Source organism: Marinobacter segnicrescens, from assembly GCF_900111555.1.
Taxonomy (GTDB): domain Bacteria; phylum Pseudomonadota; class Gammaproteobacteria; order Pseudomonadales; family Oleiphilaceae; genus Marinobacter; species Marinobacter segnicrescens.
The window spans coordinates 1-17045 of record NZ_FOHZ01000029.1 but is presented as its reverse complement, the minus strand read 5'-3'; the positions used below and the strand labels follow the sequence as shown (position 1 = coordinate 17045).

Sequence of the window (17045 nt, the reverse complement as noted above, 5' to 3'; positions counted from 1 at the left end):
CAAGGCGAGGCTGAACCCATGACCGATCAATCCCGCACTGACGGCGCCCTGACAGGCGGCCAGTTGTTTGTGAAAGCCCTGGAGAACGAAGGCGTACGCTACATTTTCGGGGTTCCCGGGGAAGAGAACCTGGACCTGCTGGAAGCTCTTCGAGAATCGTCCATCCAACTGGTGCTCAATCGCCATGAACAGGCAGCGGGATTTATGGCCGCCACTTACGGCCGCCTGACTGGCAAGGTCGGGGTCTGCCTCTCTACACTCGGGCCCGGCGCCACCAACCTGGTTACGGCTGCCGCCTATGCCCAGCTCGGCGCCATGCCGATGATGATGATTTCCGGCCAGAAGCCCATCAAGTCATCCAAGCAGGGGCTGTTCCAGATCCTGGACGTGGTAGACCTGATGCGGCCACTGACCAAGTACACCCGCCAGATCAGCAACGCCAACACCATTCCCGCCAAGCTGCGGGAGGCCTTCCGGCTGGCAGCGGAAGAACGGCCCGGGGCCGTCCACCTGGAACTGCCGGAAGACATCGCCGCCGAGCTGGCCGCGCCGGATACCCACATCTTCGATCCCAGTGACGCCCGCCGCCCCACCGCCAGCGAGAAGAGCCTGCAGAAAGCGGCGGAGATGATCCGCTCTGCCCGGCACCCGCTGATCATGATCGGCGCAGGCGCCAATCGTAAACGGGTGTCCCAGGCCCTGATCCACCTGGTCAACACCACGGACATTCCGTTTTTTACCACCCAGATGGGCAAGGGCGTGGTCGATGAACGTCACCCCCGTTATATCGGCAATGCCGCATTGTCCAGCGGTGACTTTGTCCACTGCGCCATTGACCATGCCGACCTGGTGATCAACGTGGGCCACGACGTAGTGGAAAAGCCGCCGTTCTTCATGCAGCCGGGTGGCAAACAGGTCATCCACGTGAACTTCAGCGGCGCGGATGTGGACCCGGTCTATTTCCCCCAGCACGAGGTGGTGGGCGACATCGCCAATTCCGTCGAATGGCTGGCGGACAATTGCGGGCGCTGCGCCAGCCATGACTTTACGGAGTTCATGCGGGTAAAGGCGGCGCTGGAGGCGCACCTGGAAGATCGCTGCGAAGATGACGGCTTCCCGGTGATTCCCCAGCGCATCGTGCACGACGTGCGCAAGGTGATGCCGGACGATGGCATCATCGCCCTGGACAACGGCATGTATAAACTCTGGTTCGCCCGCAACTACAAGGCGTACGACAACAACACGGTTTTGCTGGACAACGCCCTGGCCTCCATGGGTGCCGGCCTGCCCAGCGCCATGATGGCGGCGATGCTGTACCCGAAGCAGCGGGTGATGGCCATCTGTGGCGATGGCGGCTTCATGATGAACAGCCAGGAGCTGGAAACCGCCGTACGCCTGAAGCTGAACCTGGTGATCCTGATCATCAACGACAGCGCCTACGGCATGATCAAGTGGAAGCAGGCCCAGGAAGGCTTCGCCAACTTCGGCCTGGACTATGGCAACCCGGATTTCGTGCGCTATGCGGAGTCCTACGGCGCCACGGGCCATCGCGTCACCGAAACCGCACAGCTGGAACCCACCCTGGAGAAGGCCATGAAGGCCGGCGGCGTGCACCTGGTGGACGTGCCGGTGGACTACAGGGAGAACGACCGGGTGTTCAACCGAGAGCTGGCGGAACTGACCCGCGACCTGAACGCCAACTGCTGATACCGCCACCGGCTGAACCAACTGGCCCGCCTGTCATAGCCCGGGTGCCGCCCGGGCTTCGGCAATCCCCTACCGGTATTTCCCTCACACATCATCGGGTTCTGCCTATACTGCGGGTGTTATCCATGCTCAAACCCACGGTGAAAACAGGCCCATGGAAATCCAGAACGAACACCGCTATGCCATCAACCTCAACGTCCGGGGCATCCAGCCCTCGGCGACCCTGCGCATCAACGAACTGAGCAACCAGCTTCGGGCCGAGGGCCGGGATATCATCAAGCTGGGTCTTGGTCAGTCGCCCTTTCCGGTACCGGAGCGGGTGGTGCAGGCCCTGCAGGAGCATGCCCACGAGAAAGACTACCTGCCGGTCAAGGGCCTGAAAGGCCTGCGGGAAGCCATCGCCGGCTACATCAACCGGGCGGAGCGCCAGCGCTGCAGCTGGGAGGACGTGCTGATCGGCCCCGGCTCCAAGGAGCTGCTGTTCATCCTTCAGCTAGCCTATTACGGTGACCTGCTGATTCCCCGGCCCAGCTGGGTATCCTACGCGCCCCAGGCGCGGATCATCGGCCGCTCGGTGCATTGGCTGCCGACCCATGCCGAGAATAACTGGCAGTTGACGGCCGACGAGCTGGATATTATCTGCCGCGATGACCCTACCCGTCCGCGCATCCTGATCCTCAACTATCCGTCCAACCCCACCGGTTGCACCTATAACGATGACCAGCTATTGGCCATTGCCAACGTGGCCCGCAAGTACCGGATCATCCTCCTGTCTGACGAGATCTACGGTGAGGTTCAGTTCGACGGCAAGCACAAGTCCATCGCCCGCTACTATCCGGAAGGCACCATCATCAGCACCGGCATGAGCAAGTGGCTGGGGGCCGGTGGCTGGCGCCTGGGGGCCTTTATCTTCCCGCCCGAGCTGCGCCCTTTGCAGGACGCCATGGCCATCATTGCCAGCGAAACCTTCACCTCCACCAGCGCGCCTATCCAGTATGCCGGCATCACGGCTTTCGATGGAGGCGAGGACATCGACGACTACCTGAAGCACTCCCGCCGAGTACTCAAAGCCATCGGCGAGTACGTGCATCGCCGGCTGACGGACATGAAGGCAGATGTTCGCAAACCCGAGGGTGCTTTCTATCTGTTCCCGAACTTCTCGGCGTACAAGGAAGCCCTCGACAGGAAAGACATCAAGACCAGCGCGGCCTTCTGCAAGCGACTGCTGGAGGACACCGGTGTGGCCATGCTGCCGGCCAGTGATTTCGGCTTTGTGCCGGATCATATGGGGGCACGGCTGGCATTTGTGGACTTCGATGGGAGCAAGGCTCTGGAACTGGCGGCGGGAGAGTTTGCCGACCAGGAGCTGGGGGATGAGTTTGTCGCTTCGGCCAGTCCCAAGATGGTAACGGCCATGGACAGGATTGAAGGGTGGTTGAAGGCCCTTTAAAGGGCGACCTTCAACAGCGAAAATGGTCGGGCCCTGAAGCTCGGCTTACAGGGCCCGTTCAGCAAATCATGACGCGTTGCTGTCTGCTTTTTCGTCTGCCTTGGTGTCGGCAGTTTCAGAAGCCTGCTTCTGCTGCTCTGCCTTGGCAGCCCTCTCCTGCAACTGCTTTTCCAGCATCTCTTCCGCTACGATTTGCTGAGCACTGGCGTTAGCGGCGCCCATGATACCGACGACAGCAATGGTGGCGATGGCAACGGTTTTCTTCAGGTTTGCATTGATACCGAACATAAATAATTCCTCGAATACAGTTGGTTTGAACACCTCTGAGATCAACGCCCGTTGGGCTTCGCTGATCTCGATGGGTGCAGTATCCGGGAGTTGGTCAACACAAAAAAATTGTTTAACGGTATCTGACACATCATTTCAAATGATGTATTGAGTGCACCTGGACGGATTACGGCTCCATCTCTTTCACCAGGTCCTGCCACCGCTCACGGATCAGGTACTCTACCAGCGAGCGCATCCAGATAAGCCCCGGCTCACGGTCGTGGCGGGCGTGCCAGATCAGGTACACGCTGATCGGATCCACCTCGATGGGCAGGCGGGTCAGCCATAACCCCTTGCGTAACTGCTCATCCTGCATCATGCCGTCCGGCAGGGCTGTAATCAGGTCGGAGGTCTTGAGCAGCGCCGGAATGGCGGGGAAGTGGTTTACCGTCACTGCAACCCGCCGACTCAGCCCCATGCGGTCCAGCGCCGAGTCCACCGGCCCGTGGGTACCCCCTGACAGGGATATGAGCAAGTGCCGGGCATCCAGGAACTCTTCCAGGGTGATGGGCCGCCCCGCCAGGGGATGGTCTTCCCGCATGGCCAGTACATAGCCGCTCTCCGCCAGCCAGGTACTGCGGAGGCTGTGATCATGCTCGGTAAGCATTCCGATGGCCAGGTCCACATGGGCTTCACGCAACTGCATATGGGCGCCGCCGAGGGTGTAGGGCACCGCATGCAGGTCGATGCCAGGGGCATCCCGTTCAAGCTTGCTCACCAGCGGTGGCCACAGAAGGTCCAGCATCATGTCCGCCAGGGCAATACGGAACTTGCGGCGGGAGGTAGCGGGATCGAACCCCGTGGTGGTCACTGCACGTGACAGCTCATGCATGGGGCCTCGCACCTGGTCCCAAAGGCTGAGCGCGTAGGATGTGGGCTCAATCTGCCGCCCCTTCTTGACGAACACCGGGTCCTTCCAGGCATGGCGCATGCGGGACACTGCATTGGATACCGCCGGCTGGGTCATGTTCAGCCGTTCTGCGGCCCGGGTGATGGACCCTTCCGTCATAATGGCGTCAAAGACGTACAGCAGTGTCAGTTCCTGGTTTTTCAAACACCTGCCCCTGTTCAGCCCAATCGTCAGCTTGCTAAATCGTCGGAACCGACGAAGGCATAAGACCCGCTGGTCCCTAACCTGTTTTCTGGGGCCGTGCCCCTGCCTGATCCGCCAGTCCCATGCACGTCCGGAAGTCACATGTCGCAAGTGGAGATGATGTTCCAGCGTTACGGGCCCAAATACAAGTGGCTCGTCACCCTCACCATGCTGCTCGGGCTGGTGGCGCTGGGTATGTCCATTACCATCGTCAATGTTGCCACTCCCTACATCAAGGGCTCCCTTGGACTGAGCGATGTGCAGGTTCAATGGATTTCCACCGGCTTCCTGGCGGCCACCACCGTTGCCCTGCTGATTGCCCCCTGGCTGGTCAGGTCCTTCGGTCAGCGGGCTACCTTTATCGGCTTGCTGGGCACCTTCGTCGTGGCCTCGATAATCGGCGGACTGGCCACCAGCATGGCTGCCATCGTGGCGGCCCGGGTGATACAGGGGGCCATGACAGGCCTTATCCGCCCGCTGGCACTGGAAGCCATGTTCTCGGTGTTCCCGGCCAATGAACGAGGCATGGCCACGGCCATCTACGGTATGTGCCTCGGCCTGCCCCTGACCCTGGCCACGGTCATCGGTGGCTGGCTGGTGGAAACCTTCACCTGGCGCTATGTGTTCTTCGTGACCCCGCCCATGTGTATCGCCGCCATGGCCATGGGCTACCTGTTCCTGCCAACCCGGGAGGAGTCCGGGCCACGCATGCCCTTCGACTGGACCGGCGCCATCAGCCTGTTTGTCTGCATCTTTGCCCTGCTGGCAGCGCTCTCCAACGGTCAGCGCTGGGGCTGGGACAGCAGCGCTGTACTGGGCCTGTTCGCCCTGTCACTGGTCCTGGGTGTTGGGTTCGTATGGTGGGAACGGCGGGTAAAACAGCCGCTGCTGGACCTGGGCATTTTCCGGCACCGGGCCTTCCTCGCCGGCTGCCTGGCCATCTTCGTCTTTGGCGGCGCCTTCTACGCCATCATGTACCTGCTGCCGCTGTTCTCCCAGACCATTCTCCATTACCGGCCGGTGACGGCCGGCCTGCTGTTCCTGCCATCCACCCTGGTGCTGGCACTGCTGGTCCCGGTGATCGGCAAGCTGAGCGACCGTTACCCGGCCCATTACATGACCCTGCCGGGGCTGGCCTTTGCCATCTTCGCGGTGTACCTGTTCTCCCGGGCCGACGCCTACACCTCCTTTGGCTACCTGGCGCTGGCACTGACCCTGATGAGTGCGGGCATGGCGTCGTTCCCGCCCCCGACCCTGTCCAGGGCCATTGGATCCCTGCCCGTACACCTGACCGGTTACGGCTCCGGCGTCATCAACTTCACCCTTCAGATGGGTGGCGCCTTCGGTACGGCGGCACTGGTACTGATGATGGACCGTCGCATAAGCTGGCACGGCGAGCATATCAGCACCACCCTGACCCCGGGCAATGAGGTCGCCATGGCCACGGTCGGCCGCTGGCAGGAGTGGCTTGCCGGACTTGGGGTGCCGGAAGCCTGGCAGCAGGCGGCAGCCCTGCAGAAACTCGGAGCCACGGAACAGTTCTGGGCCACCGTTATGGCCTACCAGGACGGTTTCTGGCTGGTGATGGTCTCACTCACGTTTGTCGTCATCCCCGCCTGGCTGCTCAGCCGGTGGACCAGGACGCCACAACACGCTTAAGACAGATACTGACTTCGGACTACTTCATGGCTAATGACAATAACAACGACGGCTCCACCCCGAACCAGGCCGGGCCCGCACCGGGCCCCTGGAAAATGGGAAGACTCCTGTTACTGGTGCTGCTGGTTGTCGCCGGCATTGCCTGGGTCGGCCAGTGGCTATGGTATCGCCACACCCATGTGGTGGAAGACTACGCCAGCGTCACCACCGACCTGGTAACGGTGTCGTCGCGCCTGCCGGGCCGGCTGGAATCGTTCAGCCTGGAGAACGGTGACCCGCTTGAGCAAGGCCAGACAGTGGCCCGCCTTTACAGCCAGCCGGAAGAGCTCGAGCTGGCCCAGCGCCGGGCGCGGGTCGCCCGCATGGAAGCCCGGCTCGCGTTTGAACAACGGCAGATCCAGCAGTCCCAAAAACAACTTACCGGCGGTATCGCCAACGCCAGGCAACAACTGAAAACCGCCGAGGCGGACCTTAAAGTCGCCGAAGTAACGCTCGAAGATGCAGAACAGACCTGGCAGCGGGCGGAACCACTCTACCAGTCCGGCTCCCTGTCGAAACAGCAACGGGACCGCAACTACTATGACCTGATGTCTGCCCGGGCACGGGTCGAAACCGCACGCCAGCAGGTTGCCCTGAGACAGTCGGAACTGGACAACGCCGAGATGGGCCTGTTTACCGGAAGCCCGATGACCCTGCCGACCCCGGAACTGCTGGAAGCCCAGAACGCCATTACCCTGGAAGAACTGGAAGAAGCCCGGGCGGATGTCCGCAAACAGGAATCGCTGCTCGCAGACATGACGGTAACCAGCCCCGCCAGCGGCGTTGTCGCCCGCACCTTTGTGGAAAACGGCGAGTACCTGTCCGCCGGCCAGCCCATACTGATGATGTACGAGCCCGACAACATCTGGATCGAAGCCCGGGTCAAGGAAACGGATGTCCGCAAACTGGCCGCCGGCCAGGAGGTGAAGATACGAGTGGACGCCTGGCCTGACCGGGACTTCTCCGGCCGCATCGAAGTCATTGGCCGGTCTGCCACCAGCCAGTTTGCGCTGATCCCCAGCTCCAACCCGTCCGGCAACTTCACCAAGATCACCCAGCGCATTCCGGTGCGTATCTCAGTGGAGGAAGGCGACCGCAACCTGCTCAGCCCCGGCATGATGGTGGTGGTCTCCATCGCTTCCAGCACGGCAGATTGATTCCCGGGGCGCTTCCTGCAATGGTATCGGCAACATCCATTGCACGGAGCCCCCATGTCTGACATCGCCGACTTTGCCGAACGCATTGCCCGGGAAGCGGGAGAGCTGATCCGCCGGGAGCGGGACCAGAACACCCTTCGCACCGACTACAAACACCAGACCGAGCTGGTCACCCACGCGGATGTCATGGCAGACGAGTTCATCACCAGCGCCATCCGCCAGGCCTGGCCGGACCACCGCATCCTGTCTGAAGAGACCATGCCGGACCTGTCCCAGGCGGAGGAGCTGGAAACGCCCCTGTGGATCGTCGACCCCATCGACGGCACCGTGAACTACGCCTACGGCCATCCCCAGGTAGCCGTCTCCATCGCCTGGGCCGAAAAAGGCCGGGTACAGGTGGGCATCGTACATGCGCCCTTCTCGGAGGAAACCTTCCGCGCGGAAAAAGGCAAAGGCGCCACCCTCAACGGTCAGCCCATCCAGCACAGCGGTGCCACCGACCTGCGCCAGTCCCTGTTTGCCACCGGCTTCCCCTACACCAAGGACAACCTGGAACCCCTGGTACGCCGGCTGAACGTGATGATCCACCACTGCCGCGACCTGCGCCGCATCGGCTCCGCCGCCCTGGACATCTGCTGGGTTGCCTGCGGCCGGCTCGACGCCTACTACGAAACCGTCAGCCCCTGGGACTTCGCCGCCGCCAAGCTCATCGCCCGCGAAGCCGGCGCCAGCGCCGGGCACTTCAGTGAGGTGTCGGAGGGGTATCCGGAGGATCTTTGGGGGCGGGATAACCTGATTACGGCGCCGGGGATTTATGACGGGATTCGGGCTTTGCTGGCTGAGGCTTGATCAGGCCCATAAGCTGGCTGACCGACCGGTATGACAACTGGGTTTCAAGCAATGATAACGTACCTTTGACACTGGACATCAACAAATAGCCCGGTGGTCAACGGGCGCCCGCTATCCAGGAACTGGATGCCACTAACAAGAGGTCAAGCTCATTGCCTGAACTTAAAACTGTCGGCCTGTTCCTCGTCACCGCATTGGCAGAGATCGTTGGTTGTTACTTACCTTATCTCTGGCTTCGTGAGGGCAAGACCATCTGGCTTCTGGTGCCAGGCGCTCTGAGTCTTGCCGCATTTGCGTGGTTACTGTCACTGCACCCCACCGCCGCTGGCAGAGTCTATGCGGCGTATGGTGGCGTGTATATCTTCATGGCGATTATCTGGCTCTGGGCCGTCGACGGTATTCGGCCAACGATGTGGGACCTGGTTGGTTCGGCCGTCGCGTTGGCGGGTATGGCTATTATCATGTTTGCACCGCGTACCACCTGACCCGGTATTGACTAAACCCCGGCCACAGTCCTGGCAAACACCGCCCTGCATTCCGGGTTACACTGCCGCTCTATCCCATTTCCTGAACACAACAAGATCTTTATGACACCCGACCACAACGACCTCTGGTTCCTTCCCCTCGGCGGTACTGGCGAAATCGGCATGAACCTTAACCTTTACGGTCACGACGGCCAGTGGCTGATGGTGGATTGTGGCGTGACCTTTCCCCGGCCCGGTCGGGTGATTGCTGACGGCACCGTGCACGGACGCGGTGAGCCGCCGGTACAGATGGCCGATCCGGCCTTTATTGCGGATCGCCGCGAGCAGCTGGCCGGGCTGATCATCACCCACGCCCATGAGGATCATATTGGCGCCGTGCCCTACCTGTGGCCGCTGCTGCAATGCCCGGTGTACACCAGCCGCTTCACCGCCGAGATCCTGCGCCGCAAGCTGGCGGAGTTCGACCTGTTGCACCGGGTGCCGATCCACGTGGTGGACGTGGATGAACGCCGCACCATTGGCCCCTTCGAAGTGCAGTGGCTGGCGCTGACCCACTCCATTCCCGACCCCAACGCCCTGATGATTCGTACCCCGGCGGGCCGGATCTTCCACAGTGGCGACTGGAAGCTGGACGAAGAACCACTGGTTGGCCACGGCTATACACCGGGTACGTTCAAGGCTCTGGCGGAGGAAGGCGTGACAGCCATGGTGTGTGATTCCACCAACGCCACGGTAGCGGGGCATTCCATGTCCGAGTCGGCGCTGGAGAAGGGTCTGCTCGCAGCCACCGAAGACGCGCCGGGGCGGGTTATCGTCGCCTGTTTTGGCAGTAACATCGCCCGGCTCCATACCCTGGCCAACGTGGCCCGGGCCACTGGCCGTTACATGGGCCTGCTGGGGCGTTCGCTGGTCAACATGTGTGGGGCTGCCAAGGCGGCCGGGGTCTGGAACGCGGACGATCACCTTATTCCTCCCGCCCACCTGGGCTACCTGCCACGGGAGGAGGTGCTGGCGGTGGCCACCGGCAGTCAGGGGGAACCGCGTACGGCCCTGCGTCGCATGGCCATGGGCTCGCACCCTGATGTGGAGCTGGAGCCTGGCGACCGGGTGATTTTCAGTGCCCGTGCCATCCCCGGCAACGAGGACGCCATCGAAGCGCTGATTACCAGCCTGAAGGAGCGGGGCGTCGAGGTCATCACCGCCGAGGACGCCGACCTGCCCATACACGCCTCCGGTCACCCGGCCCGGGACGAGTTGCGCGCCATGTACCAATGGGTTCAGCCAACTATCGCCATCCCCGTACACGGCGAAGCCGAACACATGGAGGCCCACGCCGGCCTGGCGCGGGAGTGTGGCGTACCCAGGGCCCTGCTCGGCCGCAACGGCGACCTGTTCATGATCCGCCCGGTGCCCGGAATGCGTCGACAGGTGGTGGAGACCGGGCGGCTTGGCTGGGAAAAAGGCGCACTGGTTCGGGTGGTTTGACCCCCGGCGTCCTTATTCCTTGAAGTAAACCACCTGGTGGGTGGTCGCAAGGAGCTCGCCGCCCGGGCTCCATACTTCCGCACTCTGGTCGAAGAAACCCTGGCCAAAATGGTTGGCGCTGGCAACACCCAGCACCGGCTCAGTGCCGACGGATGCCAACTGCTCGCCAGTAGCATGGAAGTAGGTGGTCAGGGAGACCGTCCCGATAGGCACCAGCTTTGGCCGCCGGACGTAGATTCGGGGAAAGAAGGCATCGCACAGCGCCGACAGGGACAGAAAATCCAGCGGCCTTGCTGGCTGGTCCTTCATCCATACCCGGCTCCGTGACGGGTAGTCCGGGTGCGGGTGTGGCTCCCCCATCAGCGCCCCCTCCACGAACCGCATGTCGTAGTTCCGGGTCCATCTCGGGCGGCCTTCCTTGGAGGCATCGCTCAGCTCCGAGGCAGGCGACACCTCCGGGAAGCTGCTCTCGGTGCTGGCCCAGGTCTCACGCCGGCGCGCCGTCACAGCAGTGGCGAAGGCAACGGTCTCACCACCCTGCAGCATTTCTACCCACCAGTGCTGACTGTTGCGGTTGGTCCGCACCGGCCGGGCGACAACCTCAAAGTCGCCATCCGCCACGGGTGCGGCGAAGTTGACGGTCAGCGACAGCGGCTCACCCAGCAGCTGCTCGTGGCAGAGCACACCATTGAGCAGCGTCGCGCCGGTGGTGCCGCCGAAGGGCCCGACCATATTGGCGTAGGCCGGGCTGGTGGCACCCTGCCAGCGCCCGCTATCGGTCGGTGTCAGGGCAACGGCCTGGTCGAGGGGGTGAACGGGGGTATTTTTGTCAGTCATGGTGGCCTCGTACGCAGATAAATGGTTGACCCGGGAGCCGGATCTTGACGGCGATAATTGCATATACAATACTTGCAGCTACAAATACTATCCGGAGCTTCCCATGACCGTCAAATCCCCGGTATCCGACAAGGCCCGGCCACAGGGCTGCACCAATTACCGCATTCGCCAGCTGATGCGGCAGGTGTCGCAGTTCTACGATGCCGAACTGGCGCAGGCAGGGCTCAAGGGAACCCAGTATGCCTTGATGGCCCACGTCATCCAGTTGGGCCCGGTGCGCCCGGGAGATCTCGCAAAGGCCATGAAAATGGACGCTTCCACCCTTACCCGCAACCTGAAACCACTACTGGACGCAGGCTGGCTCTCCCAGTCCCCCGGCCCGGATCGTCGCAGCCGGAGCATTTCCATCACCGACGCCGGCCGGGGCAAGTGGCACCAGGCCAGGGCACACTGGAAGCGGGCCCAGCAGCGCATCAACGGCATGCTCGGCGAAGACCGGGTCATGACGTTGCACAGCCTGATCGACGAGTCGCTCGACCTGCTCGCACCCCACGAGCCGACCGGGGCGGATTCATGACGGCTTCCGCGCCGGGAACCGCCCGGCCAGCCACCATGACACGTACCGAACAGATGCTCAGTCGGCCGGCGCTGCCCCTGATCCTTGCCATGGCCGCCCCCAATGCCATCGCCTTCCTGGTGCAGGGCACAGTGAGCATGACTGAAGTCTGGTTCATCGGTCACCTCGGCACCGCTGCGCTGGCGGCCATTGCCCTGATGTTCCCGGGACTGATGCTGATGCAGATGCTCGCCAACGGCGCCATCGGTGGCGCATTGAGCAGTTCAGTGGCCCGGGCACTGGGCCGGGGCCGCAAGGACCAGGCCGAGGCGCTGATCTGGCATGGCATCGTGATAGCGGTGGCTGCGGGCGGTCTGTTCTGGCTGCTGTGGTGGCTTGGTGGCGCGGCTCTCCTCCATAAACTCGACGTCACCCCGGCAGTGATCGACGACGCGCTTCTCTATGGCCATATCCTTTTTGGTGGCAGTGTGGCCCTCTGGCTGATGGGTATTATCGCCGCGGTTTACCGGGGCATGGGGGAGATGCGCTTTCCTGCCGTGGTGATGGTACTGGGTGCCTTTATCCAGATCCCCCTGTCCGGCGCGCTGATCCTGGGCTGGGCCGGGCTACCGCAGCTTGGTGTGGCAGGCGCGGCGGTTTCCGTGGTGGTGACCATGGGCCTTATGGCAGCGGTGCTCCTGGGCCGGCTGACGGGCAGCAGCCAGGTGTTGCGACTGCACCTGTCCAGGTTTGCCCTGCAGCGGGCGCTGTTCGCCGATATCTTTCGGGTCGGGGCACTGGCCTCGCTCTCCCCGGTACTGACCGTACTGGCCATTGCTGCGGTGAACGTGATTGTCAGCGGCTTTGGCGCGTCAGCCCTCGCCGGCTATGGCATTGCCGCCCGACTGGAATTCCTGTTGATTCCGATGGTGTTCGGTATTGGCGCCGCCATGACCGCCATTGTTGGCACCAATGTGGGCGCTGGCCGGGTGGCGAGGGCCGAGCAGGTGGGCTGGACCGGTGGCGCGCTTGCGGCGGGGCTCACTGGCAGTATCGGCCTGTTGTTGGCAGTCGCACCGGGTCTCTGGGTTGGCCTGTTTACCGATGATCCGGAAACGTTCAGCGCCGGTGCCAGGTTCCTGCAGATCGTGGGGCCGGTATTCCTGTTCCAGGGGCTGGGGCTTGCCCTCTACTTCGGCTCCCAAGGAGCGGGCTTTATCCAGTGGCCGGTCTTTGCTGCCCTGGTCCGGTTTGTCGTCGCCATTGGTGGTGCCTCGCTGGCGGCTTACGGATTCGGGTTGGGACTGGATGCGGTCTACGCCTGTATCGCAGCCGGCATGTTGCTGTTCGGCGCCATAACGGCCAGCGCCCTTCGCCTTGGTGCCTGGCGCCGGGCTGCCCCTGCCCACTGACGAACCAGGCGCATAGAAAGCCGCTGGCTGGCCCGACTCCAGCCGGCGCGCCTTGTTGCTCCCTCGCCCTTACCCTATGCTGACCTACGCCCTTGAAAATCCCGACAACTGATCAACCCTCAACCGGAGGTGCTATGAAACTCGCTACCCTGGCCAAACCCGGCGGACTGGATAAGCTAGGCGTCACCACAGGCGCTGAACCCGGTGACCCTGGCCCTGGCGAAATACGGGTTCGGATATACGCCAGTTCCCTGAACTACCACGATTACTCGGTGGTGACCGGTCGCATTCCCACCGAGGACGGCCGCATTCCCATGTCGGACGGTGCCGGTGTGGTGGAAGCTGTCGGCCCCGGGGTCAGTGACTTTCAGGTGGGTGACCATGTCGTTTCGACCTTCTTCCCGCAGTGGCTGACCGGTCCTGCACCCATCGCCAACTTCAGCACAACCCCGGGCGACGGAGTCGACGGCTACGCCCGGGAGCTCGTCGTTGCGCCGGAAAGCGCCTTTACCCTCGCCCCGAAAGGCTACAGCCACGCCGAAGCTGCCACCCTGACCACCGCCGGCCTGACCGCCTGGCGTGCGCTGGTGGTCAACGGCGGGCTGAAAGCCGGGGATACCGTGCTCACGCTCGGTACCGGCGGCGTTTCAATCTTTGCGCTGCAGTTCGCAAAGATGATGGGGGCGAATGTCATTTCAACCTCCTCGTCCGATGAAAAGCTGGAGCGGCTTGCCGGGATGGGAGCCGACCACACTATCAACTACAAGTCGACGCCCGAGTGGGGCCAGCGCGTGCTGGAGCTGACCGGTGGCCAGGGCGTGGAGCATGTCATCGAAGTAGGCGGCCCGGGCACCCTGCCCCAGTCCATTGATGCGGTCTGTATCGGCGGCCACATCTCACTGATCGGCGTGCTCACCGGCCGTGCCGGGGACGTGCCAACGGCAAAGCTGATGGCAAAGCAGGCCCGGCTGGAGGGGCTGATTGTCGGCAGCCGGGCCCAACAGCAGGACATGGTCCGCGCCATTGAGGCCAATGACCTGCACCCGGTGCTTGACCGCTCCTTCCCGCTGGAAGAAATTGGAGAGGCCTTCCGACACGAAGAAGCAGGCAGGCACTTCGGCAAGATCTGCCTGGAGGTCTGACCTCACTACCCCAAAGCCCTCTGACTGTCCGGCACTTGCCAACCGGCACGCAGCTGACTTTACTTGATGGAAAGCTGAACGTGCCGGCTGGCCGCCCGATACACAGGGTGGCCAGGGACACGGCAGCCCCGATGGGTACCATTCAGAGGGACCTGGATAATGAAACGCATCGCTATCTGTTTCGACGGCACCTGGAACCGGCCGGAGGAGACCCTCGGTGAGGACTTCCCCACCAACGTGCTGCACTTCGCCCGGGCCATTCGCCCACGGGACGACAACGGCAGGGAACAGGTGGTGTTCTATGACTGGGGCATTGGCTCCTACCACGATGAACTGCTGGCCGGCAGTACCGGGTACGGCCTGGAAAAAAATGTCATGGATGGCTACCGGTTCCTGGTCCATAACTACCAGCCCGGCGACGAGATCTACCTGTTCGGATTCAGCCGTGGCGCCTATACCGCCCGTAGCCTGGCGGGCATGATCAACAACTGCAGCATCCTGCAAAAGCGCCACGCCAACCGGATCCCCGAAGCCTTCAAGCTCTACAAGACCCGCAAGTACAAGCCCAATGGCGGGCATTCCATGGACTGGAAACGACAATACTCGGTGGAGGAGCGCACACCTGTCCGCTTCATCGGCGTGTGGGACACCGTCGGCGCCCTCGGGCTGCCCTTCACGTTCTTTGGCATGATCAAGGACAAGGACCTGTTCTATGACCGTGAAATCGGCAGCAACATCAGGGCGGCCCGCCATGCCCTGTCACTGGATGAACAGCGCGAGGATTTCGAACCCACACTCTGGGAACCCGGGTCCGGCGCAGACCTTGAGCAGGTCTGGTTTGCCGGCGTCCATTCGGATGTGGGTGGCGGCTATGGCCCAGACAAGAAAGGCCACACACTGGCAGACATCCCCCTGCTGTGGATGGCGCGGGAAGCAGAAAAGCACCAGCTGATGTTCCATGACACTCTCCCGAAAACCCTTCAGCACTCGGCAGACCAGCACAATGAATACAAGGGCAAGTACAAACTGCTGGGCAGGCTGATCAGGGAAATACCGGCGCCGGAGACCATTCCGACCTGCGTCCATGGAAGCGTGAAAAACCGTTATGAGAGCGGTTACCGCAGCGAATCGATCGAAGCCTTTATCAAACGCTACGGAAAGTGGCCACCGCTCTGGCAGGACTAGTGTCCATAGCCTCCTGACACAAGACAAGCCAGGGCCCCGGTGTCAGCCTCGTGACATGACCATCACGAGGAACCCCCATGAACTTTGATTACACCGACAAGGTCCGGGGTCTGCAGGAAAAGCTGCAGGCCTTTATGGACGAGCATATCTATCCCAACGAAACCGCCATTATCGAAGAAATCCGCTCGCTTGGGCCCTACAAGGTGTCCCCGAAACTGGAAGAGCTCAAGGTCCTTGGCCGGGAGTCAGGCCTGTGGAACCTGTTCCTGCCGGAGTCCGAGCACGGTGCCGGGCTTACCAACCTGGAATACGCTCCCCTGTGCGAGATCATGGGCCGGGTGGCCTTTGCACCGGAAGTCTTCAACTGCAGCGCACCGGACACCGGCAATATGGAAGTGCTGGCCCGCTACGGCACCGATGAGCAGAAGAAAACCTGGCTGGAACCGCTGCTGGAGGGCAAGACCCGCTCCTGCTTTGCCATGACCGAGCCGGCAGTGGCTTCAAGCGATGCCACCAATATCCAGTCGTCCATTACCCGGGATGGCGACGAGTACGTCATCAATGGCCACAAATGGTTCAGCTCCGGTGCCACCGATCCCCGCTGCGCCCTGTTCATCTTCATGGGCAAGACCGACCCGAACAACCCGGACCGGCACAAGCAGCAGTCCATGATCATCGTGCCCCGGGATGCCGAAGGCGTGGAGATTGTGCGGCCGCTACCGGTATTCGGCTACGACACCCTGGACCGGGTCACCGAGGTGAAATTCAACAATGTGCGGGTACCCGCCGGCAACATGCTGCTGGGTGAAGGTCGCGGGTTCGAGATCGCCCAGGGCCGCCTGGGGCCGGGGCGCATCCACCACTGCATGCGCCTGATCGGCCTGGCAGAGCGGATGCTCGGGCAGATGTGCCAGCGCACCCAGCAGCGGGTAACCTTTGGCCAGCCGGTGTCCACCCAGACCGTCACCCTGGAGCGGATCGCCGAGTCCCGCATCGCCATCGAGCAGGCCCGCCTGTTGACCCTGAAAGCGGCGTACATGATGGATACCGTGGGCAACAAGGTCGCAAAGGCTGAAATTGCCATGATCAAGATTGCCGCGCCCAACATGGCCTGCAAGGTCATCGACTGGGTGATGCAGTCCCACGGTGGTGCCGGGGTAATCAATGACCACGGCATTGCCGCCGCCTACGCGGTAGCGCGATTCCTGCGGATTGCGGATGGCCCTGACGAGGTCCACCGCAACCAGCTGGGCCGGCTGGAGCTGAAGAAACACCCCGTTACCAGCCCCTAGAAATCACGCCCAAGAAAAAGGCCCGCGGTTTAGAGGCTGTGTGAAAACAGCCTCCCAAGCTGGCAAAATAACCGCGACATGGCTCGCGGTTATTTTTTATGAGACATCTGGAAGGCACTCCCCGAAGTCAGACGCTTCTGCTTCCGCCCAGCGTCGAAGATTACGTCCCCGAAGATCACCCGGTTCGCGTCATTGATGCCTTTGTGGATTCACTGAACCTGTCTGAGATGGGTTTCAGGAAAGCGCAGACGGCTCACACAGGCCGACGCCCTTATCATCCCGGCGATCTGCTCAAGCTATACATATACGCCTACCTCAATCAGACCAGCAGCACCCGACGGCTGGAAAAAGAATGTCATCGCAACCTGGA

16 protein-coding genes are annotated in these 17045 nt (G+C 62.2%); 13 read left to right on the top strand and 3 right to left on the bottom strand.

Features of this window, described 5'->3' with window-relative positions; genetic code table 11:
* Positions 1–18: 18 nt before the first annotated feature.
* Both BM036_RS17205 and BM036_RS17200 read left to right on the top strand, forming a co-directional pair.
* Positions 19–1707, top strand: a complete 1689-nt coding sequence (locus tag BM036_RS17205; RefSeq protein WP_091854616.1) for an acetolactate synthase large subunit — start codon at positions 19–21, stop codon at positions 1705–1707.
* Positions 1708–1861: 154 nt separating this feature from the next.
* A complete protein-coding gene (locus BM036_RS17200) occupies positions 1862–3157 on the top strand; it encodes a pyridoxal phosphate-dependent aminotransferase (RefSeq protein ID WP_091854614.1) in 1296 nt (431 codons plus the stop codon).
* A gap of 66 nt (positions 3158–3223) precedes the next feature.
* On the opposite strand, the gene BM036_RS17195 is transcribed toward BM036_RS17200, so the two are convergent.
* Positions 3224–3574, bottom strand: coding sequence for a hypothetical protein (locus BM036_RS17195; RefSeq protein ID WP_091854612.1), 351 nt, complete (start codon positions 3572–3574; stop codon positions 3224–3226).
* Between the two features lie 37 nt (positions 3575–3611).
* Entirely contained in the window at positions 3612–4538 is a 927-nt protein-coding gene (locus BM036_RS17190) for a LysR family transcriptional regulator (protein ID WP_091854610.1), read from the bottom strand.
* Between the two features lie 141 nt (positions 4539–4679).
* Between BM036_RS17190 and BM036_RS17185 the strand changes: the two genes are divergently transcribed.
* From BM036_RS17185 to BM036_RS17165, 5 genes are all read left to right on the top strand, one after another.
* Positions 4680–6236 (top strand): DHA2 family efflux MFS transporter permease subunit, encoded by a 1557-nt coding sequence (locus BM036_RS17185; protein WP_091854608.1) that lies wholly within the window; start codon positions 4680–4682, stop codon positions 6234–6236.
* A 26-nt stretch (positions 6237–6262) separates the two neighbouring features.
* Positions 6263–7432 carry an HlyD family secretion protein gene (locus tag BM036_RS17180; RefSeq protein WP_218144831.1) on the top strand — a complete coding sequence of 390 codons (1170 nt, stop codon included), beginning with the start codon at positions 6263–6265 and terminating at the stop codon, positions 7430–7432.
* A 54-nt stretch (positions 7433–7486) separates the two neighbouring features.
* Entirely contained in the window at positions 7487–8281 is a 795-nt protein-coding gene (locus BM036_RS17175; protein ID WP_091854606.1) for an inositol monophosphatase family protein, read from the top strand.
* A 152-nt stretch (positions 8282–8433) separates the two neighbouring features.
* Positions 8434–8766 carry a YnfA family protein gene (locus BM036_RS17170; protein WP_091854604.1) on the top strand — a complete coding sequence of 111 codons (333 nt, stop codon included), beginning with the start codon at positions 8434–8436 and terminating at the stop codon, positions 8764–8766.
* A 102-nt stretch (positions 8767–8868) separates the two neighbouring features.
* Complete coding sequence (locus BM036_RS17165; protein WP_091854602.1) at positions 8869–10251, top strand: ribonuclease J; 1383 nt, start codon at positions 8869–8871, stop codon at positions 10249–10251.
* Positions 10252–10263: 12 nt separating this feature from the next.
* Here BM036_RS17165 and BM036_RS17160 read toward each other — a convergent pair whose 3' ends face one another.
* Positions 10264–11088 carry an acyl-CoA thioesterase gene (locus BM036_RS17160; RefSeq protein ID WP_091854600.1) on the bottom strand — a complete coding sequence of 275 codons (825 nt, stop codon included), beginning with the start codon at positions 11086–11088 and terminating at the stop codon, positions 10264–10266.
* Between the two features lie 103 nt (positions 11089–11191).
* On the opposite strand from BM036_RS17160, the gene BM036_RS17155 reads away from it, so the two are divergent.
* From BM036_RS17155 to BM036_RS17130, 6 genes are all read left to right on the top strand, one after another.
* Positions 11192–11665: a MarR family winged helix-turn-helix transcriptional regulator gene (locus BM036_RS17155; RefSeq protein WP_091854598.1), complete on the top strand. Its 474-nt coding sequence runs from the start codon at positions 11192–11194 to the stop codon at positions 11663–11665.
* Positions 11662–13056 carry an MATE family efflux transporter gene (locus BM036_RS17150; protein ID WP_218144830.1) on the top strand — a complete coding sequence of 465 codons (1395 nt, stop codon included), beginning with the start codon at positions 11662–11664 and terminating at the stop codon, positions 13054–13056. Before BM036_RS17155 ends, BM036_RS17150 begins: the two co-directional genes overlap by 4 nt.
* 134 nt (positions 13057–13190) lie before the next feature.
* Positions 13191–14198 (top strand): zinc-dependent alcohol dehydrogenase family protein, encoded by a 1008-nt coding sequence (locus BM036_RS17145; RefSeq protein WP_091854596.1) that lies wholly within the window; start codon positions 13191–13193, stop codon positions 14196–14198.
* Positions 14199–14357: 159 nt separating this feature from the next.
* Positions 14358–15383, top strand: coding sequence for a DUF2235 domain-containing protein (locus BM036_RS17140; RefSeq protein ID WP_091854594.1), 1026 nt, complete (start codon positions 14358–14360; stop codon positions 15381–15383).
* A 77-nt stretch (positions 15384–15460) separates the two neighbouring features.
* Positions 15461–16675 (top strand): acyl-CoA dehydrogenase family protein, encoded by a 1215-nt coding sequence (locus BM036_RS17135; protein WP_091854592.1) that lies wholly within the window; start codon positions 15461–15463, stop codon positions 16673–16675.
* A 98-nt stretch (positions 16676–16773) separates the two neighbouring features.
* Positions 16774–17045: transposase (locus tag BM036_RS17130; protein WP_143066597.1), on the top strand; the 272-nt coding region annotated here is incomplete at its 3' end.